General features: G+C 69.8%; 19 protein-coding genes and 3 pseudogenes. 12 read left to right on the top strand and 10 right to left on the bottom strand.

Features of this window, described 5'->3' with window-relative positions; genetic code table 11:
• Positions 1 to 71: 71 nt before the first annotated feature.
• Positions 72 to 245, top strand: a pseudogene (locus ACN6LB_RS12550) (dihydrofolate reductase family protein); the annotation flags it as partial.
• A 30-nt stretch (positions 246 to 275) separates the two neighbouring features.
• Here ACN6LB_RS12550 and ACN6LB_RS12545 read toward each other — a convergent pair.
• Positions 276 to 1,510: pseudogene (locus ACN6LB_RS12545) on the bottom strand (IS3 family transposase).
• Here ACN6LB_RS12545 and ACN6LB_RS12540 point away from each other — a divergent pair.
• Together ACN6LB_RS12540 and ACN6LB_RS12535 are read left to right on the top strand one after the other, a co-directional pair.
• On the top strand, positions 1,404 to 1,967 hold the full coding sequence (locus ACN6LB_RS12540; protein WP_445025876.1) for a dihydrofolate reductase family protein: 564 nt from the start codon (positions 1,404 to 1,406) through the stop codon (positions 1,965 to 1,967). The pseudogene ACN6LB_RS12545 and the gene ACN6LB_RS12540 overlap by 107 nt on opposite strands.
• 40 nt (positions 1,968 to 2,007) lie before the next feature.
• Positions 2,008 to 2,880, top strand: coding sequence for an LLM class flavin-dependent oxidoreductase (locus ACN6LB_RS12535; RefSeq protein ID WP_445025875.1), 873 nt, complete (start codon positions 2,008 to 2,010; stop codon positions 2,878 to 2,880).
• A 56-nt stretch (positions 2,881 to 2,936) separates the two neighbouring features.
• On the opposite strand, the gene ACN6LB_RS12530 is transcribed toward ACN6LB_RS12535, so the two are convergent.
• Complete coding sequence (locus tag ACN6LB_RS12530; RefSeq protein ID WP_445025874.1) at positions 2,937 to 3,449, bottom strand: DinB family protein; 513 nt, start codon at positions 3,447 to 3,449, stop codon at positions 2,937 to 2,939.
• A 134-nt stretch (positions 3,450 to 3,583) separates the two neighbouring features.
• On the opposite strand from ACN6LB_RS12530, the gene ACN6LB_RS12525 reads away from it, so the two are divergent.
• A complete protein-coding gene (locus ACN6LB_RS12525; protein WP_445025873.1) occupies positions 3,584 to 4,357 on the top strand; it encodes a class I SAM-dependent methyltransferase in 774 nt (257 codons plus the stop codon).
• 38 nt (positions 4,358 to 4,395) lie between these two features.
• Here the strand turns inward: ACN6LB_RS12525 and ACN6LB_RS12520 are convergent, their stop codons facing one another.
• From ACN6LB_RS12520 to mgrA, 3 genes are all read right to left on the bottom strand, one after another.
• The gene (locus tag ACN6LB_RS12520) at positions 4,396 to 5,568 is read right to left on the bottom strand and encodes a winged helix DNA-binding domain-containing protein (protein ID WP_445025872.1); all 1,173 of its coding nucleotides are present in this window, start codon (positions 5,566 to 5,568) and stop codon (positions 4,396 to 4,398) included.
• Between the two features lie 356 nt (positions 5,569 to 5,924).
• A complete protein-coding gene (locus ACN6LB_RS12515) occupies positions 5,925 to 6,260 on the bottom strand; it encodes a DUF192 domain-containing protein (protein ID WP_445025871.1) in 336 nt (111 codons plus the stop codon).
• A gap of 384 nt (positions 6,261 to 6,644) precedes the next feature.
• On the bottom strand, positions 6,645 to 7,685 hold the full coding sequence (gene mgrA, locus ACN6LB_RS12510; protein ID WP_445025870.1) for an L-glyceraldehyde 3-phosphate reductase: 1,041 nt from the start codon (positions 7,683 to 7,685) through the stop codon (positions 6,645 to 6,647).
• Between the two features lie 168 nt (positions 7,686 to 7,853).
• Between mgrA and ACN6LB_RS12505 the strand changes: the two genes are divergently transcribed.
• From ACN6LB_RS12505 to ACN6LB_RS12490, 4 genes are all read left to right on the top strand, one after another.
• Positions 7,854 to 8,627 carry an isoprenyl transferase gene (locus ACN6LB_RS12505; RefSeq protein ID WP_356147178.1) on the top strand — a complete coding sequence of 258 codons (774 nt, stop codon included), beginning with the start codon at positions 7,854 to 7,856 and terminating at the stop codon, positions 8,625 to 8,627.
• 333 nt (positions 8,628 to 8,960) lie between these two features.
• Positions 8,961 to 10,286, top strand: coding sequence for a PhoH family protein (locus ACN6LB_RS12500; protein ID WP_445025869.1), 1,326 nt, complete (start codon positions 8,961 to 8,963; stop codon positions 10,284 to 10,286).
• A gap of 436 nt (positions 10,287 to 10,722) precedes the next feature.
• Positions 10,723 to 11,436, top strand: coding sequence for an aggregation-promoting factor C-terminal-like domain-containing protein (locus tag ACN6LB_RS12495; RefSeq protein WP_458576039.1), 714 nt, complete (start codon positions 10,723 to 10,725; stop codon positions 11,434 to 11,436).
• A 145-nt stretch (positions 11,437 to 11,581) separates the two neighbouring features.
• A complete protein-coding gene (locus ACN6LB_RS12490; RefSeq protein ID WP_445025868.1) occupies positions 11,582 to 12,991 on the top strand; it encodes an AI-2E family transporter in 1,410 nt (469 codons plus the stop codon).
• Positions 12,992 to 13,067: 76 nt separating this feature from the next.
• On the opposite strand, the gene ACN6LB_RS12485 is transcribed toward ACN6LB_RS12490, so the two are convergent.
• On the bottom strand, positions 13,068 to 13,601 hold the full coding sequence (locus tag ACN6LB_RS12485) for an alkyl hydroperoxide reductase (protein WP_356147166.1): 534 nt from the start codon (positions 13,599 to 13,601) through the stop codon (positions 13,068 to 13,070).
• Positions 13,602 to 13,604: 3 nt separating this feature from the next.
• Positions 13,605 to 14,159, bottom strand: a complete 555-nt coding sequence (locus ACN6LB_RS12480; protein WP_445025867.1) for a peroxiredoxin — start codon at positions 14,157 to 14,159, stop codon at positions 13,605 to 13,607.
• Between the two features lie 159 nt (positions 14,160 to 14,318).
• Here ACN6LB_RS12480 and ACN6LB_RS12475 point away from each other — a divergent pair, with 159 nt between their 5' ends.
• The 4 genes and pseudogenes from ACN6LB_RS12475 to ACN6LB_RS12460 all read left to right on the top strand — a co-directional run bounded on the left by ACN6LB_RS12475 (position 14,319) and on the right by ACN6LB_RS12460 (position 17,599).
• A complete protein-coding gene (locus ACN6LB_RS12475) occupies positions 14,319 to 15,287 on the top strand; it encodes a LysR substrate-binding domain-containing protein (protein ID WP_445025866.1) in 969 nt (322 codons plus the stop codon).
• 206 nt (positions 15,288 to 15,493) lie between these two features.
• On the top strand, positions 15,494 to 16,552 hold the full coding sequence (locus tag ACN6LB_RS12470) for a MarR family transcriptional regulator (protein WP_445025865.1): 1,059 nt from the start codon (positions 15,494 to 15,496) through the stop codon (positions 16,550 to 16,552).
• Positions 16,553 to 16,635: 83 nt separating this feature from the next.
• Positions 16,636 to 16,998, top strand: a pseudogene (locus ACN6LB_RS12465) (roadblock/LC7 domain-containing protein); the annotation flags it as partial.
• Positions 16,999 to 17,170: 172 nt separating this feature from the next.
• Complete coding sequence (locus ACN6LB_RS12460) at positions 17,171 to 17,599, top strand: hypothetical protein (RefSeq protein ID WP_356147152.1); 429 nt, start codon at positions 17,171 to 17,173, stop codon at positions 17,597 to 17,599.
• 49 nt (positions 17,600 to 17,648) lie between these two features.
• On the opposite strand, the gene ACN6LB_RS12455 is transcribed toward ACN6LB_RS12460, so the two are convergent.
• From ACN6LB_RS12455 to ACN6LB_RS12445, 3 genes are read right to left on the bottom strand one after another with little or no spacing between them, the layout of a single operon-like run.
• Positions 17,649 to 19,979 carry an ABC transporter permease gene (locus tag ACN6LB_RS12455; RefSeq protein WP_445025864.1) on the bottom strand — a complete coding sequence of 777 codons (2,331 nt, stop codon included), beginning with the start codon at positions 19,977 to 19,979 and terminating at the stop codon, positions 17,649 to 17,651.
• On the bottom strand, positions 19,976 to 20,668 hold the full coding sequence (locus ACN6LB_RS12450; RefSeq protein ID WP_445025863.1) for an ABC transporter ATP-binding protein: 693 nt from the start codon (positions 20,666 to 20,668) through the stop codon (positions 19,976 to 19,978). Before ACN6LB_RS12450 ends, ACN6LB_RS12455 begins: the two co-directional genes overlap by 4 nt.
• Positions 20,665 to 21,189, bottom strand: coding sequence for a PadR family transcriptional regulator (locus ACN6LB_RS12445; RefSeq protein ID WP_356136740.1), 525 nt, complete (start codon positions 21,187 to 21,189; stop codon positions 20,665 to 20,667). Before ACN6LB_RS12445 ends, ACN6LB_RS12450 begins: the two co-directional genes overlap by 4 nt.
• Positions 21,190 to 21,263 lie beyond the last annotated feature (74 nt).

The raw sequence follows: 21,263 nt of genomic DNA, 5'->3' as shown, positions 1-21,263 counted from the left end.
CGGGCCCGACGGCAACTTCGCAGCGGGCTCCGGCTGCGCCTCACCTCCTCTTCACCCCCGCGAGGTCCGCCATGCGAAAGATCGTCCTGATGATGTCCGTGTCCCTCGACGGATTCATCGAGGGGCCGCACCGCGAGATCGACTGGCACCAGGTCGACGAGGAACTGCACCAGCACTTCAACGACGAGGTCCGCAAGCTCGGCGGCCTGCTGAGCGGGCGGGTCACGCACGAGTTGATGGCCGACTGTCAAGCCCTGGGTTTCGTGGAGAGTCGGTTAGCTGGTTTTCTGGAGTGACGCAGGGGGTTCAGCTGCGTCGTGGGCGGCTTCGTGTTCGGCAGGGGTGACGTGCCCGAGTTCGCCGTGGAGGCGTCGGCGGTTGAACCAGTCGATGTACTCGGCTACGGCGATCTCGACGTCGTTGATGCCGGTCCACGGTCCCTTGTTCCGGATCAGTTCAGCCTTGAAGAGGCTGTTGAACGCCTCGGCCAGGGCGTTGTCGTAGGAGTCGCCCCTGGAGCCGACGGAGGCCACGGCGTCGGCCTCGTCGAGTCGTTCGGTGTAGCGGATGGCCCGGTATTGGACGCCTCTGTCGGAGTGGTGGACCAGGCCGGTCAGGTCGGCGCCGGCGCGGCGGCGTCTGAAGACGGCCATGTCCAGGGCGTCGAGGGCGAGGTCGGTGTAGAGGCTGGTGGCGACCTGCCAGCCGACGACCGTGCGGGAGAAGACGTCGATGACGAAGGCGGCGTAGACCCAGCCGGAGAAGGTGCGGATGTAGGTGATGTCGGCCACCCACAGCTGGTTCGGTGCGGTCGCGGTGAACTGCCGCTCGACCAGGTCGCGGGGCCGGTCGGTCTCAGGGGCGGGGCGGGTGGTGCGCGGGCTCTTGGCGCGGATCACCCCGCGCAGGCCGGCCGCGCGCATGAGGCGTTCGACCGTGCACCGCGCGAGGGTGAGCCCTTCCCGCAGGAGCGCGGCGTGGATCTTGCGGGCGCCGTAGACGCCGTAGTTGTCCTTGTGTATCCGGTGGATCTGTTCGGTCAGCTCCTCGTCGCGTCGGCTGCGCGCCGAGGGCTCGCGGCCGCGGGCGGCGTAGTAGGTGCTCGGCGCGATCTCGGCGTCGGTCCCGTCGAGGGCGTCACAGATCGGCTGGACGCCGAACGTCTCCTTGTACTGGTCGATGTAGGCGACCTTCATCGCGACGGGCGGTCCAGCTCCGCGGCGAAGAAAGCCGAGGCGGACTTCAATATCGAGTTCGCCCGCTTCAACTCCCGGTTCTCCCGTTCCAGTTCGGCGATGCGCGCGGCGTCCTGGCTGGTGGTGCCGGGGCGTACGCCTTCGTCGGTCTCGGCGCGCTTGACCCAGGTCCGCAGGGCCTCGGGGTGGATGCCGAGCTGGTCGGCGATGCGGCGGATCGCGCCGGTCCGGTCGGCAGGGTCCTTGCGGGCCTCGACCGCCAGACGCGTCGCGCGCTCACGCAGCTCGTCGGAGTACTTACGGGGAGCAGCCATGATCGGGATCCTTCCGGGTCTTCGATGTCTCCATCAAACCCGGGGCGATTCAGACTTCTGGCCGACCGCGGACAAGGATCCGGGCAGTACGCCGGTCATGGTCGAGTTCTCGGGTATCTGGCGGGACATGCCCAAGGTCGTGTACTCGCGGACGCTGGCGCGGGCCGACTGGAACACCACCGTCGTGCGGGAGGTGGTTCCCGAGGAGGTGCGGGCCCTCACGGCGCAGCCGGGCGGGGACCTCGGACTCGGCGGTGCCGATCTCGCCGCGACGTTCCTGCGGCACGACCTGGTGGACGAGTTCCGGGTGTACGTCCACCCGGTCATCCTCGGCCGTGGCAAGCGGCTCTTCCCGGATGCCGACGCCCTGACCATGCTCCGGCTCGCCGAGACACGGGCCTTCGGCAACGGAGTCGTACTCCTGCGCTACGAGCGTGCCAACACGCCTGAGACGTAAAGCGGTTGTCCGTCGGGCGGAGGGTAGGTAGGAAGGCCGTATGACTGGACTCGGTGTTGTGTTCCGACCCCAACTGCCCCCCGAGCGACTGCGCGCGATGGCCCGGCTCGCCGACGAATCCGGGCTGGAGGAGCTGTGGCTGTGGGAGGACTGCTTCCTCGAAGGCGGGATCTCGGCCGCGGCCGCCGCCCTCGCATGGACGGAACGCGTCCGGATCGGCGTGGGGCTCCTCCCCGTCCCGCTGCGGAACGTCGCCGTCACCGCGATGGAGGCCGCCACGCTGCACCGGCTGTTCCCGGGGCGCGCCGTCATCGGTGTCGGGCACGGCGTGCAGGACTGGATGGGACAGGTCGGCGCCCGCGCCGAGTCGCCGGTCACGCTGCTGCGCGAGTACCTCTACGCGCTGCGTGCCCTGCTGCGCGGTGAGCGGGTCAGCACGGACGGCCGGTACGTGAAGCTCGACGACGTCGCCCTCGACTGGCCTCCGGCCGAGGCCCCGGAGATCCTGGCCGGCGCCACCGGACCCCGCTCGCTGCGGCTCTCCGGCGCGCATGCGGACGGCACGATCCTCACGGCCTCCACCGCGCCCGAGGGCGTACGGCGGGCACGCAAGCTCATCGACGAGGGACGCGAGTCGGCGGGCCGCACCGGCCACCACCGGGTGATCGTCTACCTCCACACGGCCACCGGCCCGGACGCGGTCGCCCGGCTGCGCGCCGAGATCGAGGCGGGCGGCGAGGAGTCCCTGCCGGAACACGGCGTCGCCGGAGACGCGGACGCGGTCGCCAAGGCCGTCCAGCGCCTCGCGGACGCCGGCGCCGACACCGTCGTCCTGCAGCCCACCGCCGACGAACCCGACCCCGAGCGCTTCCTCCGCTTCGCGGTCGACGAAGTGCGCCCGCTGGTCCCCTAGGGGGTGTTTGCCCCAGGGGACCAGCGGGCCGGCGTCCTCCGCCGGGATCCGTCCCCTCACCCGGGCCGATGATCCCCCGCCCCTCCGTCGATGAGTTCCCGCACGATGTCCATGTGGCCGGCGTGCCGTGCGGTCTCCTCGATCATGTGGACCAGGACCCAGCGCAGGGACACCTTCGTGCCGTGCCAGGACGTGCCCAGGTCGTCGAGGGACATCTCGGAGAGGGTGCGGTCGGCAGCGGTTCGGGCGCGGCCGTAGAAGTTGATGATCTGCCGGGTGGTCTCGCCCTGGCCCGCGCTCATGTCCTCCTCGGTCGCCGGGTCGAACCACAGGGGCTCGACCTCCCGGCCGAACGTCCTGCAGAACCAGCCGTACTCGACGGACGCGAGGTGCTTCACCAGGCCCAGCAGGTTGGTGCCCGACGGGGTCATCACCCGCCGCACCTGTTCGTCGTCCAGGCCGTCCAGCTTCCACAGCACGGCGTCCCGGTGCCGCTGCAGACTCGCGTGCAGGATTTCCTTCTCGCCGCCGATGTACGGCACCGCGACCTGCCCTGGATTCGTGGTCATGCCCGGAACGTAGCAGCGGGCACTGACAGCCGGCACTGACAGCGCACCGCAGCGGAGCCGCCCCCGACCCGCAGCGGAGCCGCGCCGGGAAATCTCGGTCGCGAGCCCGTTCATCTCTTGGCAGGATCCCTGCCATGACCGCCACCAGCCGTACCTTCGACGACCTCGTCGCCGAGGCCGACGCCGCGCCCGTCGAGGGCTGGGACTTCTCCTGGTTCGAGGGCCGGGCCACCGAGGAGCGCCCGTCCTGGGGGTACGCGCGGGCGATGGGGGAGCGGATGTCCCGGGTGGCGGCCGCGCTCGACATCCAGACCGGCGGCGGTGAAGTCCTCGCCTCGGTACCGGAGTTGCCCCCGCTGACCGCGGCCACCGAGGGCTGGCCGCCGAACGTCGCCAAGGCCACCGCGCTGCTCCACCCGCGCGGCGCCGTGGTCGTCGCCGCAGCGGAGGACGCGCCGCTGCCCTTCGCGGACGGCGCCTTCGACCTGGTCGTCAGCAGGCACCCCGTCCACACGTACTGGGACGAGGTCGCCCGCGTCCTGCGGCCGGGCGGTACGTACTTCGCCCAGCACGTCGGGCCCGCCAGCGTCTTCGAGCTCGTCGAGCACTTCCTCGGCCCGCAGCCCGAGGCGGTGAGGAACGGCCGCCACCCCGCCCGCGCCCGCGCCGCCGCCGCAGCCGCCGGCCTCGGCGTCGTCGACCTGCGCTCCGAACGGCTGCGCATCGAGTTCCACGACATCGGAGCCGTCGTCCACTTCCTGCGCAAGGTGATCTGGATGGTCCCGGGCTTCACCGTCGACCAGTACCGACCCCAACTCCGCGCCCTGCACGAGAAGATCGAGGCGGACGGCCCCTTCGTCGCCCACAGCACCCGCTTCCTGATCGAGGCCCGCAAGCCGCAGGAGTAGGCCGTGGACACATGCGTGAGTCGAGGCGGACTCGCGACTCACGCATGGGGCCCCGCCGTCACCTTCCCCACCACCAACTCGGGCACGGCCTCCAGGACTTCGCCCACCCGCTCCACCTGCGCGGCCAGCCCCCGCTCCTCGGCGGCCGTCAGCCGTCGCAGCGGTTCCACCGTGACCGTCGTACGGCGCCCCTGGCGTCGCTGGTGCCAGACACCGGCGACCACGCCGTCGAGCAGGAGCACCGGATGGTTCCCGGCCTGGCCACCCGCCAGGGCGCGTTCGTACGCCGGACCGGGGAACAGCGTCTCGCGGGGCTGTGCGGCGATACCGTAGGCGTCGAAGTACGGCAGCAGCCGCACCCCGCGCACGGGCTCGTCCGGGAACTCCGTGTCGCCCGCCGCCACCCACGCCGGTCCCACGCCCGCGAAGTCGACCTCCTCGATCCCGCCCGCCGCCGCGAGTGCCGAGAAGAGGGCGACGGCCCAACCCCGCGGCGCCGCCGCCCATTTGGCGAAGTGCTGAGGCGTCGCCGGTCCGTACGCGCGCAGGTAGCGGCGCACGAGGTCGGCCGCCGCCTCGTCCGGGGCGAGGGGCTCGAACCGCGGGGGCCGGGTGTAGGTGACCTTCCGGCCCCGGTTGGGGCCGAAGCACAGTGCGCCGCGCAGGCCCGCCCGGTGCATGACCTGACGCCAGCGCGGCCACATGCCCTGGAAGGCGGGCATCACCAGGTCGCCGGCCCAGGGCCCGGTGCGGGCCATGACCTCGTCGTGCAGCTCGTCGATGGTCAGAAGGGTGCCGTCGAGCGCGTCGGCGATCGCCGCCACCACCTCGTCGGCCTGCTCGTCGCTGAGCCGGGTGTCGGGTGGGAGGGGGCTGCGGCCGGACGGGATCGCGGTCAACGCGGCGGTCCAGAGGGGGAGTTCGCGGACAGGCAGGAGGTGGATCGTCCCGCGCGGACCGTGTGTCTTCACCAGCGACGCGGGTTCCTCCTCGCCCCACAGCGCCGCCCGCACATCCAGCCGTGTCACCGCCACCGCCCGCACTCCCACGGACACCTCGGCCGCCGACAGCACCTGCGCGTGCGCGCCGAGCATCGTGGCGACGACGTCGGCGACCGGTGTGCCGGCCTGGGCGGGCTCGGTCAGGAACTGCCGCCGCATCCGGCGTGCGCTCGCCTCGTCCCATGTGACGGTTCTGGTTGTCAGGGTCATGGGGCCGACGCTAGCCAGGAAAGAGGTCAGTTTCTGTCCCATGAGCCACTCTCGGGTCCCTGTTGCGCGTTTGTCGAACTCCTGTTGGCCGCGCCCGACGTGGGGTGAATGGTGCGATCGACTCATGCACGGACCGATTGACCGAAAACCCCCGGATGTCGTGTGCGCTGGGTGAGATGCCGGTCCACATTCCGGACCGATTTACAGGGTTTCCACATCGTTATCGGAGGTGGGTCGCCTCCGATGGGGCTGCTCACGTAAGTTCAGACCAAGGTAATTCGCGTGAGCAAAGCTGCGCGGTCGGCACCGCGCGGTGGAGGGGGCTGCGCGGTGCCGCGCCCTCGGCTGACGGGACCTCACCAGTCGTGGATCACGACCACTTCCCCGCGGCGCACCCCCCACCCGTCCAAGGCGCCCGCCTCCGCCTCCAGGACGTACCGGGCCCGCGGACGCGGCAGCCCCACCCGGCCCGGGCGCATCGTCCGTACGGTCAGGACCCGTAGTTTCCGGTCCAGATAAGCGACATCGATCGCGAAACGCATCCCCAGGGTGTGCACCGCACTCGCCGGACTCAGGAGCAGCGCACCCTCGGTCCCGTCGCGCCCGAGCAGTCCGCGGCGCCGGGCCCGGGCCGACTCCGCGAGCTCCAGCGGTATCGGATCGGCGCTCTCTCGCGTGGTGAACGTGGCCATGGCTGCGAAGTTAGCGGGGACGTCAAGGGGGCGTCCCGGGGGCGCGTCACCCGCCTGGAGTAGCGCGGAACATGTCGGCTAGGTGATCACAAGCGGGTGCAAATCCTCTGGTTCTCTGCGGATCCCCCGCGATTGCCTTTGAATCCGCTGTGATTCAGCCATGATCACACCCTGAATCGGGGTCTTTATGGCCATCGCGGTGCTGTCGGGCGACTGCGGAGAGTAGTTGTGGCACGCCGATGCGCGCAGCATCACTTACGAAGGGTTATGGTGGAAACCCCCCCTCGGGCCGGTCCGTCTCCCCCCCACGGACCGGCCCGTTTTTTGTGCCCACGCGCATCGGGCGACCGCTCCGGCCCAGCCGAAACAGCCCGCCCGCCGGCCTCAGCGCCGCCCGGCCCAGATGTTCGTGCCCGGCGTCGACACCGCGAACGTGTCGATCTCCTTCAGCTCCTCGGCCGTGAGTTTCGGCGCCGCCAGTGCCGCCACGTTCTCCTCCAGCTGCCGCACGCTGGACGCGCCGATCAGCGCGGAGGTCATCCGCTCATCACGCAGCACCCACGTCAGCGCGAGCTGGGCGAGCGACTGACCGCGGCGGGCCGCGATGTCGTTCAGCCCGTTCAGCCTGCGGACGACCTCGGCGTCTCCCGCGAGGCCCGGGTCCAGTGACTTGCCCTGGGTGGCACGCGAACCCTCCGGGATGCCCTTCAGGTATTTGCCCGTCAACAGGCCCTGCGCCAGCGGCACGAAGGAGATGCAGCCCATGCCGGCCGCCTCCAGCGTGTCCAGCAGACCGTCGTCCTCGGTCCAGCGGTTGATCATCGAGTACGAGGGCTGGTGGATGAGCGGACGCACGCCCATCCCGCGCAGGATCCGGGCGGCCTCGGCGGTCTGCTCACTCGTGTACGAGGAGACGCCGACGTACAGCGCCTTGCCCTGCTGGACCGCGGACGCCAGCGCGCCCATCGTCTCCTCCAGCGGGGTGTCCGGATCGAAGCGGTGCGAATAGAAGATGTCCACGTAGTCGACGCCCATCCGCTTCAGCGACGCGTCCAGGGACGACAGCAGGTACTTCCGCGAACCCCACTCGCCGTACGGGCCGGGGTGCATGAGGTAGCCCGCCTTGGTGGAGAGGACCAGCTCGTCGCGGTACGGCGCGAAGTCCTGCTTCAGGAGCTTGCCGAAGTTGAGCTCGGCGGAACCGGGCGGCGGTCCGTAGTTGTTGGCGAGGTCGAAGTGCGTCACGCCCAGGTCGAAGGCGCGGCGCAGCAGCGCCCGCTGGGCGTCCAGCCCGCGGTCGTCGCCGAAGTTGTGCCACAGGCCGAGGGAGACCGCGGGAAGCTTGAGGCCGCTGCGGCCGGTGCGGCGGTACTCCATGGAGTCGTACCGCTCACTCGCCGCACGGTATACAGACGTGTCGTTCATGAATACGAAGCTACGTCAGCCCACTGTCAGTCCAGGCACCCCATGGCGGAAGCCGCGATTTCCGGGGGTAGGCTTCGCCCCCGGGGGCCGCCATACGGACAGGGCCTGCGCCGGGCCGACAGCGCCGGGCCGCACCTGTTCCGATCCGCACGGAGGGGCTGACAACAAGTGAACCTGCGCGACAACCTGCGCCGTCTGCTGGTCAGGTTCTATGCACGCAGGGTGGAAGGCCACCTCGACCACGATCAGGTGCCCAAGCACATCGGCGTCATCATGGACGGCAACCGCCGCTGGGCCAAGGCGGCGGGTTCCACCACCGCCCAGGGCCACCGGGCCGGCGCCGACAAGATCGAGGAATTCCTCGGCTGGTGCTCCGAGACCGATGTCGAGGTCGTCACCCTCTGGCTGCTGTCGACGGACAACTTCGACCGTCCCAAGGAAGAGCTCGTACCGCTCCTGGGGATCATCGAGAACACCGTCCGCGCCCTCGCCGCCGACGGCCGCTGGCGTGTGCACCATGTCGGCACGCCGGACATACTGCCCGCGCATGTACAGACGGCCCTCAAGGAGGCCGAGGAGTCCACGGCGCACATCAAGGGGATAGTCGTCAACGTCGCCATCGGCTACGGCGGCCGCCAGGAGATCGCCGACGCCGTACGCTCCATGATCCTCGACGCCGCCGACAAGGGCGCCTCGATCGAGGACATCGCCGAGTCCGTCGACGTCGACCTCATCGGCAAGCACCTCTACACCAGCGACCAGCCCGACCCCGATCTCGTCATCCGCACGAGCGGTGAGCAGCGGCTGTCCGGATTCATGCTGTGGCAGACGGCCCACTCCGAGTACTACTTCTGCGAGGTCTTCTGGCCGGCCTTCCGGAAGGTCGACTTCCTGCGCGCCCTGCGCGACTACGCGGCGCGACATCGCCGTTACGGAGGCTGACCTTCGGTGCCCCCAGGGGCGTACGAAGGGTGCATGAGGAACGTACGAGGGGCGCACGACACCAGGAGTTAACGAACGCGCCGTCATATGCCGTGGCATGGCGGCGCCTGTTCGAGGGCATAAGCCTTCCAGGTCGACACCCGAACCACGGGTGTCGTATCTCAGCGGGCGGCACGGGGCCGTCCGCCCGGGAGGCCCTTTGCACCAGTTCGATCGTGCGGTCACAGCACGGACGAAGCGGAGGGCCGGTCACCGGCTCGCGCAGAGCGGCCGTCGACCGGTCCAGATCTCCTTCGTCGCTCCCCGACCTCATCCGAGGGGGTACGTCCTTCCGTGGTGACCAGCACAAAGCGCCACCAGCCAGACCGGCGCACCTATGTTCTCGACACCAGCGTCCTGCTGGCCGACCCGAGCGCCCTGACCCGATTCGACGAGCACGAGGTAGTGCTCCCGATCGTCGTGGTCACGGAACTGGAGGCCAAGAGGCACCATCCCGAACTCGGCTACTTCGCCCGGCAGGCCCTTCGCCTGCTCGACGACTTCCGGGTGCGGCACGGCCGCCTCGACGCCCCCATCCCCATCGGGGATCTCGGCGGGACCGTACGCGTCGAGCTCAATCACTCGGACCCCAGTGTGCTGCCGAGCGGCTACCGCCTGGGGGACAACGACTCCCGGATTCTCGCGGTCGCCCGCAATCTGCAGGCCGAGGGGTTCGACGTCACGGTGGTGTCGAAGGACCTGCCGCTCAGGATCAAGGCCTCGTCCGTCGGTCTCCTCGCCGAGGAGTACCGCGCGGAACTGGCCATCACGGACTCCTCCGGCTGGACCGGAATGTCCGAACTGACCCTGGCCGGTGAACAGGTGGACATCCTCTTCGAGGAAGGCCACGCGTACGTCCCGGAGGCCGCCGAGCTCCCCGTGCACACGGGCCTGACGATCCAGTCCGAGCGCGGCAAGGCCCTCGGCCGGGTCACGCCCGACGGCAACGTCCGTCTCGTGCGCGGCGATCGGGAGGTGTTCGGCATCAAGGGCCGCAGCGCGGAGCAGCGCATCGCGCTGGATCTGCTGCTCGACCCGGATGTCGGGATCGTGTCCATGGGCGGCCGGGCCGGCACCGGAAAGTCGGCGCTGGCGCTGTGCGCGGGGCTGGAGGCCGTGCTCGAACGGCGCCAGCACCAGAAGGTGATGGTCTTCCGTCCGCTGTACGCGGTGGGCGGGCAGGAGCTCGGCTATCTGCCCGGTTCCGAGGCCGAGAAGATGAGCCCGTGGGCGCAGGCGGTGTTCGACACCCTGTCGGCCGTCACCTCCCGCGAGGTCATCGAGGAGGTCACCGCGCGCGGGATGCTGGAGGTCCTCCCTCTCACCCACATCCGCGGGCGTTCGCTCCACGACGCCTTCGTGATCGTGGACGAGGCGCAGTCGCTCGAACGGAACGTACTCCTGACCGTTCTGTCACGAATCGGCGCCAATTCGCGGGTCGTTCTGACCCACGATGTCGCACAAAGGGACAACCTGCGTGTCGGCCGGTACGACGGAGTGGTCGCCGTCGTAGAGAAACTGAAGGGGCATCCGCTCTTCGCGCATGTCACCCTGACCCGCTCCGAGAGGTCCCAGATTGCGGCCCTTGTGACCGAAATGCTGGAGGACGGGCAGATCTGACCGCCCTGGGGCCCACCTGACCCCATCTGTTCAAAGGGTGGCGAATACACGGTAGTTGGCGCCGTCCGGCAAAGGCGAAGAGCCTAGCCGGGCGGCGTCTTGGCGTGTGCTCGTTTCCTGGAAACTCTCGGGCCAAACAAGGTGTGAGCTTTCACACGCAACACAGAATTGCCTTGCGGCGCCGGGTTACGGCAGAGTCTCACTCCTGTCAGGCCCCGCATACGACACATCTGTACCCCCAGCGGTACGGCACCACAGGAACTTCAGAACTTCATAGAGTCGTCGTATGCCGCCCGCGCACCACGCGGCGCTCCCCGCAAGGGAGTTGCCCACCGGGCCCGTGCCTCCCGTGACCCCGCAGTTGGGAGGCCAGCGTTCAGGGGCACGATTGCGTCCGCCAGGGTCACCGAAGCGGGCGATGCTGGAAGGAAACCGTGTGAGCCGGATTTCGGTCCGGGGATTCGCAGTGGCTTCGGCCACCGCGGTCACCGCTGTCGGAAGCGTCGTCGGAGTTGCCTCGGGCAGCACCGCCCAGCCCAGCAACGACGCCGAGGCGACGGCAAGCGACCTGACGCTCCTCGCGGACATACCCGCGGGCCAGCAGGCCCAGGTACAGACCGCGTCCCTGACGCAGCAGGCCGACGCCCAGGCCATCGCCGCTGACTCGAGCGCGAAGAAGGATGCCGAGGAGTCTGCCCGCAAGCAGGCGGCCGAGAGCGCGGTGGCCAAGCAGAAGGCAGCCGAGAAGGCGGCGGCGAAGGCCGAGAAGGAAGCCAAGGAGCGCGCGGAGGCCAAGGCAGCGGCCAGCCGTAGCTCCGACCGGACTCCCTCCAGCTTCCCCGTCCAGTCCTCTTACACCGTCGCGCAGATCCAGGCGATGGCGCGCCAGATGGTGCCGAGCGACCAGTTCCAGTGCTTCAGCAACATCGTGGACCACGAGTCGAGCTGGAACTACCGGGCGGTCAACGCCTCCTCCGGTGCCTACGGTCTCTTCCAGGCCCTCCCCGGTTCCAAGATGTCGTCGGTCGGCTCCGACTGGCAGACGAACCCGGCCACCCAGATCAAGTGGGGCCTCGACTACATGAACAGCAGCCGCTACGGCAGCCCGTGCGCGGCCTGGTCGTTCTGGCAAGCCAACCACTGGTACTAGAGCCCGCGCCGCACGCGGCCGCTCAACCTTCCAGAGCCCCTCACCGTCCTACGGTGAGGGGCTTCGGCCATGTACGGTCGGATACGGTCGGAACCGACGACTCCAGGGGGGAGTGGTGGGGCGCAACGGGGAAAAGGGACGAATGATGTCGCGAGTGCCAGGATTGCTCGGTCGGCTCGGCGCCGGACTGACCGAGATGGGGGCGCGGTTGGACGAACGCCGCGCGGAGGTGGAGCGAGAGTCCCAGGGCCCCGCCGACCCGGTGGACGCCGAGGCCGTACCGTCCGCCGGCGGACGACCGCCCCAGGCTTCCGCCTCCGAGGCCCCCGTCTCCGAGGCCCGTGCCTCCGAGACTCCCGTCTCCGACGTCCCCGTCTCCGAGGCCTCCGTCTCCGAGGCCTCCGTCTCCGACCGACCGTCGGCCCCTGCCGGGCACGCGCCCGCCGCCACCCCCACCGCCGCGCTTCCCGACCCCGCCGCCGCCGTGCCGTGGGGTGTACGGGTCGCCGCCGAGGCCGGCTGGCGGCTGCTCGTTCTCGCAGGCACCGTCTGGGTGTTGATGCGGGTCATCAGCGCCGTACAGCTGGTGGTGCTCGCGTTCGTCGCGGCGCTGCTCATCACGGCGCTGCTGCACCCCGCGGTGGCGCGGCTGACGAAGTGGGGCTTCCCGCGCGGGCTCGCGACAGCGCTCACCGCGATCCTCGGCTTCGTCGTCATGGGCCTGGTCGGCTGGTTCGTGGTGTGGCAGGTCATGGAGAACATCGACAATCTCTCCGACCAAGTCCAGGACGGCATCGACGAGTTGCGCAAGTGGCTCCTCAACAGCCCGTTCCACGTCACGGACAAGCAGATCAACGACATCGCCAAGAACCTGCGCGAGGCGATCGGCGCCAACACCGACCAGATCACCTCCACCGGCCTGGAGGGCGTCACGGTCATCGTCGAAGCCCTCACCGGCATCCTGCTGACGATGTTCTCGACGCTGTTCCTGCTCTACGACGGCAAGCGCATCTGGCAGTGGACGCTCAAGCTCGTCCCGGCGGCGGCCCGTCCGGGTGTTGCGGGCGCGGGTCCGCGGGCCTGGCGGACGCTCACGGCGTACGTCCGCGGCACGGTGATAGTGGCCATGATCGACGCGATCTTCATCGGCCTCGGCATCTACTTCCTGGACGTCCCGATGGCCGTCCCCCTCGCCGTCTTCATCTTCCTGTTCTCCTTCATCCCGCTGGTCGGCGCGGTGGCCTCGGGAGCGCTGGCGGTGGTGGTGGCGCTGGTGACTCAGGGCGTGTTCACCGCCGTGATGACCCTCGCGGTCGTCCTTGCCGTCCAGCAGATCGAGGGCCACATTCTGCAGCCGTTCATCCTCGGACGGGCCGTACGCGTCCACCCGCTGGCGGTGGTGCTGTCGGTCGCGGCCGGGGGCATGATCGCGGGCATCGGGGGCGCGGTGGTCGCCGTACCGCTGGTGGCGGTCACCAACACGGTGGTGGGGTACCTGCGGGCGCGGCAGTCCGGCGGGGTCGGCGCGTCCGGCGACCTGGCCGAGAGGGTCTGACAGCGCCTGCTCGGCCGCACATGCCGAGGCCCCGTCCACCGCAGGGTGGACGGGGCCTCGGCGTCTGCCGTGGGTACTACTCCGCGAGGACCGCCTCGGCGTCCAGCGTGGTGCCCACCGCCTGGATCACCGAAGCGATCTTGAACGCTTCCTGGATCGTCTCGCGGTCGACGCCGGCCTTGCGGAGCACCTGCTCGTGGGAGTCGAGGCACTGTCCGCAGCCGTTGATCGCCGAGACCGCCAGCGACCACAGCTCGAAGTCGACCTTCTCGACACCGGGGTTGCCGATGACGTTCATCCGCAGACCGGCCCGCAGCGTCCCGTACTCCGGGTCGGAGAGCAGGTGGCGGGTGCGGTAGAAGACGTTGTTCATCGCCATGACGGCCGCGGCCGACTTGGCGGCGGTGTACGCCTCGGGGGAGAGGTTCGCCTTCGCCTCGGGCGCCAGCTCACGCAGCACCCGCGGGGAGCGGGACGCGATCGCGCAGGCCAGCACCGTGCCCCACAACTGCTGCTGCGGAAGGTCGCTGTTGCCGATGACCGAGCTCAGGTTGAGGCGCAGGTCCTTCGCGAAGTCCGGTACGGCCGACTTCAGTTCGTCGAGGGCCATGGGTCACTCACCCGCGAGCAGGGCGACCGGGTCGAGCGTGGTCTCGCCCTTGGTCCAGTTGCACGGGCAGAGCTCGTCCGTCTGCAGCGCGTCCAGCACCCGCAGCACCTCCTTGGGGTTACGGCCGACGGAGCCGGCGGTCACCATGGAGAACTGGATCTCGTTGTTCTGGTCGACGATGAAGACGGCGCGCTTGGCGAAGCCGTCCTCGCCCTCGATGCCGAGGTCGCGCATGAGCTCGTGCTTGGAGTCGGCCAGCATCGGGAAGGGCAGGTCACGCAGGTCGTCGTGGTCCTTGCGCCAGGCGTGGTGCACGAACTCGGAGTCACCGGAGAAGCCGAGGACCTGGGCGTCACGGTCGGCGAACTCGTCGTTCAGCTTGCCGAAGGCGGCGATCTCGGTCGGGCACACGAAGGTGAAGTCCTTGGGCCACGCGAAGACGACCTTCCACTGACCCTCGTAGGTCTTGTGGTCGATCTGCTGGAACTCCTTACCCTTCTCCAGCGAGACACAGGCGGTCAGATCGAACGGGGGGAACTTGTCACCAACAGTGAGCACACGCTCTCCTTGCAGCGAGGAAACTCCCCTTTTGAGGGATTTTCCTATGGGTTGGACGTTCGCCGATGGTGGCACAAGGTGCATTGATTAGAGAAATCGCTACACTCGTTGGTGTTGATCGAGTGTGGCTATCAGTCACTGTAGGCAAGGAGTACGGCCATGGGCAGCGCCAAGGGCATCAAGGCGAACGGGCGGCGCCGGCCCAGCCTCGCCCAGCTGCGCGCCTTCGCCGCCGTCGCCGAGCATCTGCACTTTCGGGATGCCGCCGCCGCGATCGGGATGAGTCAGCCCGCGCTGTCCGGGGCGGTGTCGGCGCTGGAGGAGACGCTCGGGGTCACGCTGCTCGAGCGGACGACACGGAAGGTGCTGCTCTCGCCCGCCGGCGAGCGGCTCGCCGTACGGGCGAAGGCGGTGCTGGCGGAGGTCGGGGCGCTGATGGAGGAGGCCGAGGCGGTGCGGGCGCCGTTCACCGGGGTTCTGCGGCTCGGGGTGATCCCGACCGTGGCGCCGTATCTGCTGCCCACGGTCCTCAAGCTCGTCCACGACCGCTACCCTGACCTCGACCTCCAGGTGCACGAGGAGCAGACCGCGAACCTCCTCGACGGGCTGACCAGCGGTCGCCTGGACCTGCTGCTGCTCGCGGTGCCGCTCGGTATGCCCGGAGTCGTCGAACTCCCACTGTTCGACGAGGACTTCGTGCTCGTGACGCCGCTGGACCACCGGCTCGGCGGCCGCGAGGGCATCCCGCGCGAGGCGCTGCGCGAGCTGAACCTGCTGCTCCTCGACGAGGGGCACTGCCTGCGCGACCAGGCCCTCGACATCTGCCGCGAGGCGGGTCGCGCGGACGCGCCCGTCACCACCACCGCGGCCGGGCTCTCCACCCTCGTCCAGCTCGTCGCGGGCGGCCTCGGCGTGACCCTGCTGCCGCGCACCGCCGTCAAGGTCGAGACGACCCGCAGCAACCAGCTCCTCACCGGGTACTTCGCGGACCCGGCGCCGACCCGGCGGATCGCCCTGGCGATGCGCACCGGCGCCGCGCGCGGAGCGGAGTACGAGGAGCTGGCGGCGGCCCTGCGCGAGGCCCTGCGGCCGCTGCCCGTGCGGGTGTTGGGGTCGATGAGTGAATGACGATGCCTCAACGGCCGTACCAATACGGTCGGTTGAGGATCGGAAAGGCCCCGGTTGAACCGACGGGTATTTCATATTCCGTCAACTGAGGCCAGGTACGGCACCCTTGGCTGAAATATGCGCCTGGACTGATACACCTACTCCCTCAGTGCTACGCGTCGGGCGTATGTACGGAATGGCACCTGCGTGTCCTGCCAAGGGGAGTGATGTCGGGCATTCGCGATTCCCTGGGCCGGGTCGGATACGACCTGCTGTCCCGCGCGCTCGCCGAGTGCGGGCGCGAGGCGGCCACCGGGGAGCTGCGGGTGTCCGGGAAACCCGGCGGGCTCTTCCATCTGCGCGGCGGGCTCGTCGTCGCCGTCGAGAGCCCGGGCGCCCCCGGCCCCGAGGTGCTGCTCCTGCGCTCCGGCCGGATCAGCGCAGAGCAGTGGGCCGGGCTGCTGGGCGAGGCGCGGGGGGCCCGCTGGCCGGAGGCCGCGATGATCGCGCACGGCTACGCGGGCGCGGCCCAGCTCAGGGTCATCTGCATGATGGCGATGCAGGACGCCGCCTTCGCGGTGGTCGCCGGCCGGGTGGACGGCTGTGCAGCGCTCGGCCCGTCCGTGCCCCGCGCGCCGGTCGAGGTGGGTGAGTCGCCGGGGCGGCTGCTCCAGGGCGCGGTGCGGAAACTGACCGCCGTCGCCGCCCTGCCGGGCCCCGTGCGGCCCGACCGCGAACGGCCTGTGCTCGCCCCGGGTGTCGATCCGGACTCCGATCAACTCCCTTTGGCTCAGCGAGAGTTGCTGTCACACATCGACGGACGCCGTACCGCTCGCGACCTCGCCTTCCTGGTCGGCCGGGGCGTCTACACCGTGACCGTCGAGCTCGCCCGGATGCTCGGCGAGGGCCTGCTGGAGTGTGCCGAGGGGGCGGCGGGCGAGGAGAGGGGCGCGGCGCCTGTCGTGATCCCTGTCCGGGCTCGGGAGACAGGGGTGCGCCGCCGCGTGACGCGGCCCGGCGGCGCGGCACAGGGCGGCGCGGCACAGGGCGGCGCGACCCACGGTGGCGCGGCCGCGCCTGCCGACAAGGCCGTATCTCCGTCCCCGGCACCCGATGCCCCCGATGCCCCCGAGATCCCCGAACCCCCCAGTGCCTCGCAGCTCCCTCGGCGGGACCCCGGGGCGAGTGGGATCACCGAAACTCTCGCCCCGGAAAAGAACGGGGCGAGTTGGAAAGGGTTCTTCCGTCTGCGCCACCGGATCTGGACTCCGGATTCCGGTACCTGACATTCCTGGAGAACCACGAAATGAATCAGCGCTCTTGAGTGCGAGAACGAACACATGTGATCAGGCGTCAGGGAGTTCAGTACATGGATCACGAGGCATTGGCCATGGAAATGAGAGGCCTGCGCGAGCAGGTGACGGGAATTACCGATACGGCGGTGGCGGCCGCCGACGGACTGCTCATAGCGGCCGACACCGCCGACACGATCGACCCGGAGGGACTCGCCGCGATCGCCGCGGCGGGCCTGGGCATCGCCCGCCGTACCGCCGAGGCGACGGGCCGGGGAACCCTGCGGCGGACGGTGGCGTACGGCAGCCACGGCTGCGCCGCCTTCTACGCGGTCGGCGACACCGCGCTGATGGTGGTCCTGGGCGACGAGGGCATCGACCTCGACCGGCTCCACCAGGAGACCCAGCCGACGCTGCAACGCATCGGCTCGATCCTCACCGCGCCCGACGCCACCCCACCCGATGCCCTGAGGCCGGACCTCGCCGCCCCCGATCCCACCGCCGCCCATCTCGACGCAACAGGCCTCACGGGCACCGAGCTCACGGCCACCGATCTCAGCGCCACCGATCCCACCGCCACCGATCTCAGTGCAACCGAAGGAGCGTGACCGCATGGCGACGAAACGAATGACGTCGGGGTTCTCGGACCAGGTGATGGCCCTGGTCAAGTCGCTCCGCACCGAGGCGCCGGACTGTGTGGCCACGGGCGTGGTCGACATGTCGACCGGCATGCTGCTGGCCTACGAAACCCTGGACAACCACCCGCCGGAGGTCATGGACCTCCTCGCGGGCGCCACGCTCGATCTGTTCCAGGGCCGTACGGTCGTGATGATCGAGGACGTCTTCAAGGAGCGCCGGGGCGTCACCGACGACCAGCACTTCTTCCAGGAGATCCTGGTGAACAGCGACAACCTGACCCACCTGTTCGTCCGGCTGAACGAACGCCAGGACGTCGTCGCGGTGTGCGTCTGCCGTAAGTCGGTGAACGTGGGCATGCTCTTCGCCCAGGTCAGGCGGGTCGTGAGGGAGTACAGCATCTGAGGGACGAGCGGTCGGCCTCTCCCCGTCCGGGAGAGGCCGACCGGCCCTGCTACTCCGTGCGCAGCCCTTCCGGCCGCATCAGCCGCAGCAGCGGCGGCAGGCTGAGGGCCGTCACCAGCAGGACGACGCCGGCGCCGATGCCGGTCATCGCCAGCACGCTCGACCAGTCCACCCGCACGGGTGTGCTCGTCATCTTCAACAGGACCGAACCAAGGGTCAGCCCCACCGCCAACGCCAGAGCGAGGCCGAGCGCGACGGGGATCGCTGTCTGCCAGAACACCGACAACCCCAGCGTGCTGCGCCGGGTGCCGAAGGCGACCAGGGCCGACAGGAGCTTTTTGCGCTCGCGCAGTTGCTCCAGCTGGGAGACCAGCAGGCTCGCCCCGATCAGCACGAGGACGCAGGTGGCGCCGACGAACAGGCCGGTACGGATGGAGGTGAACCGCTGGGACTCCTCGCTCGGCGTCCAGGTCATGGGATCGACCATGGGATTGATGCGGGCCGCCGTGTTGCGTACGTACTCGCTCGCGTCCGCCACCGAGTCGTCGAGCCGGAGATAGACCTGCCCGTACAGGGTCGGCTTCACCTTCGCCGGCAGCGCGCTCGGTGTGACGAGGACGCCCCAGGTCTCGCCGCCCGTGGGTGAGGTGCGGGTCTGCGCCTGCTTCACGCCGTGCGGCACCGTCCAGGCGACTTCCGCGCCCTTGGGCTGGTCCTTGTAGGACGGGTCGAAGTAGACCGTCCGGCCCGCCCGGAAGATCTTCGGGGTGTCGGTGTCGTCGAGTGCCTGTACGGCGAAGACGTCACCGTCGTGACAGGTGGGCAGCTTCGCCACCTCCAGCAGCGCCTCGCAGGTGCCGACGGAGACGTGCGCGGTGGATCCGGGGTCCTTGCGCCGGTTGCTCAGCTCGCCGTAGGACACCGTGGTCGCGCTGCGCACGCCCTTGGTCCGGCTGAACTGCGCTCCGGCATCGGTCGGGGACATGCCCTGCGGTACGTAGACCTCCATCTGGGCGCGTGTGAGGTCGTTCGCCGAATCCTTGGAGTAGTCGCCCTCGACCCCGGCGAACAGCATCTGCAGGGCGATGGCGCCGGCCACCGCGACCGCGATGCCATTGACCATGCGGGCCGCCGAGCCGCTGCTCAACTGGAGTCTGCGGATGGCGAGTTGACCGGCGACGCCACCGGGGTTCAGCCGGGCGACCACCGCTTCGACCACCCACGGCAGCAGTGCGGTGACGCCGATCAGCAGCAGGATGACACCACCGGTGACCATGTACTGGTTGAAGTCCCCGTTGTCCCGGCCCATGCCGATCATCGGGTACAGCAGCCCCAGCCCGCCGAGCGGCAGCAGCAGCCGCCACCACAGCCGGCGCCGCGAGGGCTTGGCGGTGCGCACCACGCCGAGCGGTTCGATGACGACTCCGCGCAGCGCGAAGAGCGTCACCGCGACGGCGGCGGCCGGCACGGCGAGGACGATCAGCGCGGCCAGCGCGGGCGTCGGGTTGAGGTCGCTGGGGAACACGCTGATCTGGAACAGCGTGATCTGCCCGGCGAGTTGACGTCCCAGTAGGAAGAATCCGGCGCCCAGCACAAGGCCCAGCACCGCTCCTGCCATCGCCTCGCCGGCCGCGATCCGCCGCGCCATCCCCCCGTCGGCCCCGACCAGCCGCAGCGCGGCGAGCCTGCGGTCGCGCCGCTCGCCGCCGAAGCGGACGGCCGCGGCGATGTAGACGCCGACCGGCATCAGCAGCACCACGAAGACGATGAGGATCAGCAGCACCAGGATCGGGTCCATCGCCTCGGACTCGCGCTTGACGCCGAAGGAGCCGATGCGTTCGATCCGCCCGGTGCTGTTCGCGGTTGCCTGGAGATCCTGGTTGCCCGCGTAATAGGCGAGTTCGTGCGGGCCCACCAGACCGGCGTCGGCGATGGTGCCGGTCACGCGGTAGGGCAGCCGGTCACGCAGCAGCTTGCCGTCGTCGGACTTCAGCAGCCGGTCGAGCGCGGGGGAGACGAGCATCTCGCCGGGCGCCGGGAGCTTCGCCACGCCGGGCGGCAGCGGCGGTCGGCTTCCGTCGGCCCGCAACAGACGCCCGCGGACGTCCTTGTCGCGGAAGGTGGTCTGGGCGTCGGCGACGAGCAGTGTGCGGTCCGACTTCTGCTCGTGCTTCGTGCCGTACGTGAAGTCGTTGCGGCCGGTCTCGCGGTCGTGCCGCGACTGCAGCGCGCTCGGTATCGCCGTGGTGAGCAGCAGCAGCGCCACGCCGAGGCCGACGCCGACCGCCGTGAGTACGGCCCGCACCCAGCCCTCGCGGCCGCCGGTGAACGCGAACCGCACGCCCATGGCCAGATCGCGAGCCCCCTGAGGAACGTTCATACGACGCGCTCCATGTCCCGGGACTTCCCGTCGCGTACGACGATCTCGCGGTCGGAGTAGGCGGCCACCCGCGCCTCGTGCGTGACGAGCACGACGGCGGCGTTGGTGGACCGGGCGGCCTCCGTGAGCAGTTCCATCACCCGCTCGCCGTTGAGCGAGTCGAGGGCGCCGGTGGGCTCGTCGGCGAACAGCACCCGCGGCGCGGTGACCAGCGAGCGGGCCACGGCCACGCGCTGCCCCTGACCGCCGGAGACCTCACCGGGCCGCTTGCCCTTGAGGTCGTCGACCTCCAGGCGCTCCATCCACGACAGGGCGGTGCGCTCGGCCTCCTTGCGCCCGGTCCCGTTCAGCCGCAGCGGCAGCGCGACGTTCTCGACGCAGGTCAACTCCGGGACCAGCTGGCCGAACTGGAAGACGAACCCGAAGTCGCTGCGCCGCAGGGCACTGCGCTCCCGGTCGCTCATCCCGGCCATCTCCCGGTCGGCGTACGTGATCGAGCCCGAGTCGGGCGGCACGATCCCGGCGAGACAGTGCAGCAGGGTCGACTTCCCGGAGCCCGAGGGGCCCATCACCGCGACGACCTCGCCGGGGTGGATGGAGAACTCGGCACCGTCGAGTGCGACCGTCGGTCCGTAGACCTTGCGCAGACCCGAGGCGGCGAGCAGGGAACCAGCGGGATGTGTCGTCATCGGACCACCACCTCGGCGAGCTTGTCGAGACGGGCGGCGGTCAGTTCGAGCCAGCGCAGGTCGGCCTCCAGGTGGAACAGGGCGTGGTCGCAGATCAGTTGGTCCGCGAGATCGCCCTTGCGCTTGCGGTCGGTGAGGATGCGCATCATGCGCAGGTGCTCGGAGCGCTGCGTGTCGAGGATCCCGGACGCGTCGCGGTGCGTGAGCAGCGCGAGGACGACCTTGGTGTAGAGCGTCGACTGCAGGTAGGGCTCGGGCTTCTCCGGGGTGGCCAGCCACCGCTGTACGTCGGTGATGCCGGCCTCGGTGATGGCGTACCGCTTGCGCTCGGGTCCGCCCCCTGCCTCGATCCCGTCGACCTCGACGAGACCGTTCTTCAGCAGCCGGGACATGGTCGAGTAGACCTGGCCGTAGTGCAGCGGCCGGTCGTGACCGAACTTTTCGTCGAAGGCCCGCTTCAGGTCGTAACCGTGCCGGGGCCCGGACTCCAGGAGCCCGAGAAGAGTGTGACCGATGGACATGGGAGCACTGTACATACGGCGTATACACCTGGCGTATACACAGCGCGGATAGACGGGAGCGGGGAGTACGGGCC

Source organism: Streptomyces sp. SAS_270 (genome assembly GCF_052543295.1).
This window is presented reverse-complemented; position numbering and strand designations above follow the sequence as displayed.

Excerpts from the sequence above, each read along its gene's own strand:
- ACN6LB_RS12540 (WP_445025876.1), top strand. The coding sequence starts at position 1,404 with ATGCGGCGGATCGCGCCGGTCCGGTCGGCAGGGTCCTTGCGGGCCTCG.
- ACN6LB_RS12535 (WP_445025875.1), top strand. The coding sequence starts at position 2,008 with ATGACTGGACTCGGTGTTGTGTTCCGACCCCAACTGCCCCCCGAGCGA.
- ACN6LB_RS12530 (WP_445025874.1), bottom strand. The coding sequence starts at position 3,449 with ATGACCACGAATCCAGGGCAGGTCGCGGTGCCGTACATCGGCGGCGAG.
- ACN6LB_RS12525 (WP_445025873.1), top strand. The coding sequence starts at position 3,584 with ATGACCGCCACCAGCCGTACCTTCGACGACCTCGTCGCCGAGGCCGAC.
- ACN6LB_RS12520 (WP_445025872.1), bottom strand. The coding sequence starts at position 5,568 with ATGACCCTGACAACCAGAACCGTCACATGGGACGAGGCGAGCGCACGC.
- ACN6LB_RS12515 (WP_445025871.1), bottom strand. The coding sequence starts at position 6,260 with ATGGCCACGTTCACCACGCGAGAGAGCGCCGATCCGATACCGCTGGAG.
- mgrA (WP_445025870.1), bottom strand. The coding sequence starts at position 7,685 with ATGAACGACACGTCTGTATACCGTGCGGCGAGTGAGCGGTACGACTCC.
- ACN6LB_RS12490 (WP_445025868.1), top strand. The coding sequence starts at position 11,582 with ATGTCGCGAGTGCCAGGATTGCTCGGTCGGCTCGGCGCCGGACTGACC.
- ACN6LB_RS12485 (WP_356147166.1), bottom strand. The coding sequence starts at position 13,601 with ATGGCCCTCGACGAACTGAAGTCGGCCGTACCGGACTTCGCGAAGGAC.
- ACN6LB_RS12475 (WP_445025866.1), top strand. The coding sequence starts at position 14,319 with ATGGGCAGCGCCAAGGGCATCAAGGCGAACGGGCGGCGCCGGCCCAGC.
- ACN6LB_RS12470 (WP_445025865.1), top strand. The coding sequence starts at position 15,494 with ATGTCGGGCATTCGCGATTCCCTGGGCCGGGTCGGATACGACCTGCTG.
- ACN6LB_RS12460 (WP_356147152.1), top strand. The coding sequence starts at position 17,171 with ATGGCGACGAAACGAATGACGTCGGGGTTCTCGGACCAGGTGATGGCC.
- ACN6LB_RS12455 (WP_445025864.1), bottom strand. The coding sequence starts at position 19,979 with ATGAACGTTCCTCAGGGGGCTCGCGATCTGGCCATGGGCGTGCGGTTC.
- ACN6LB_RS12450 (WP_445025863.1), bottom strand. The coding sequence starts at position 20,668 with ATGACGACACATCCCGCTGGTTCCCTGCTCGCCGCCTCGGGTCTGCGC.
- ACN6LB_RS12445 (WP_356136740.1), bottom strand. The coding sequence starts at position 21,189 with ATGTCCATCGGTCACACTCTTCTCGGGCTCCTGGAGTCCGGGCCCCGG.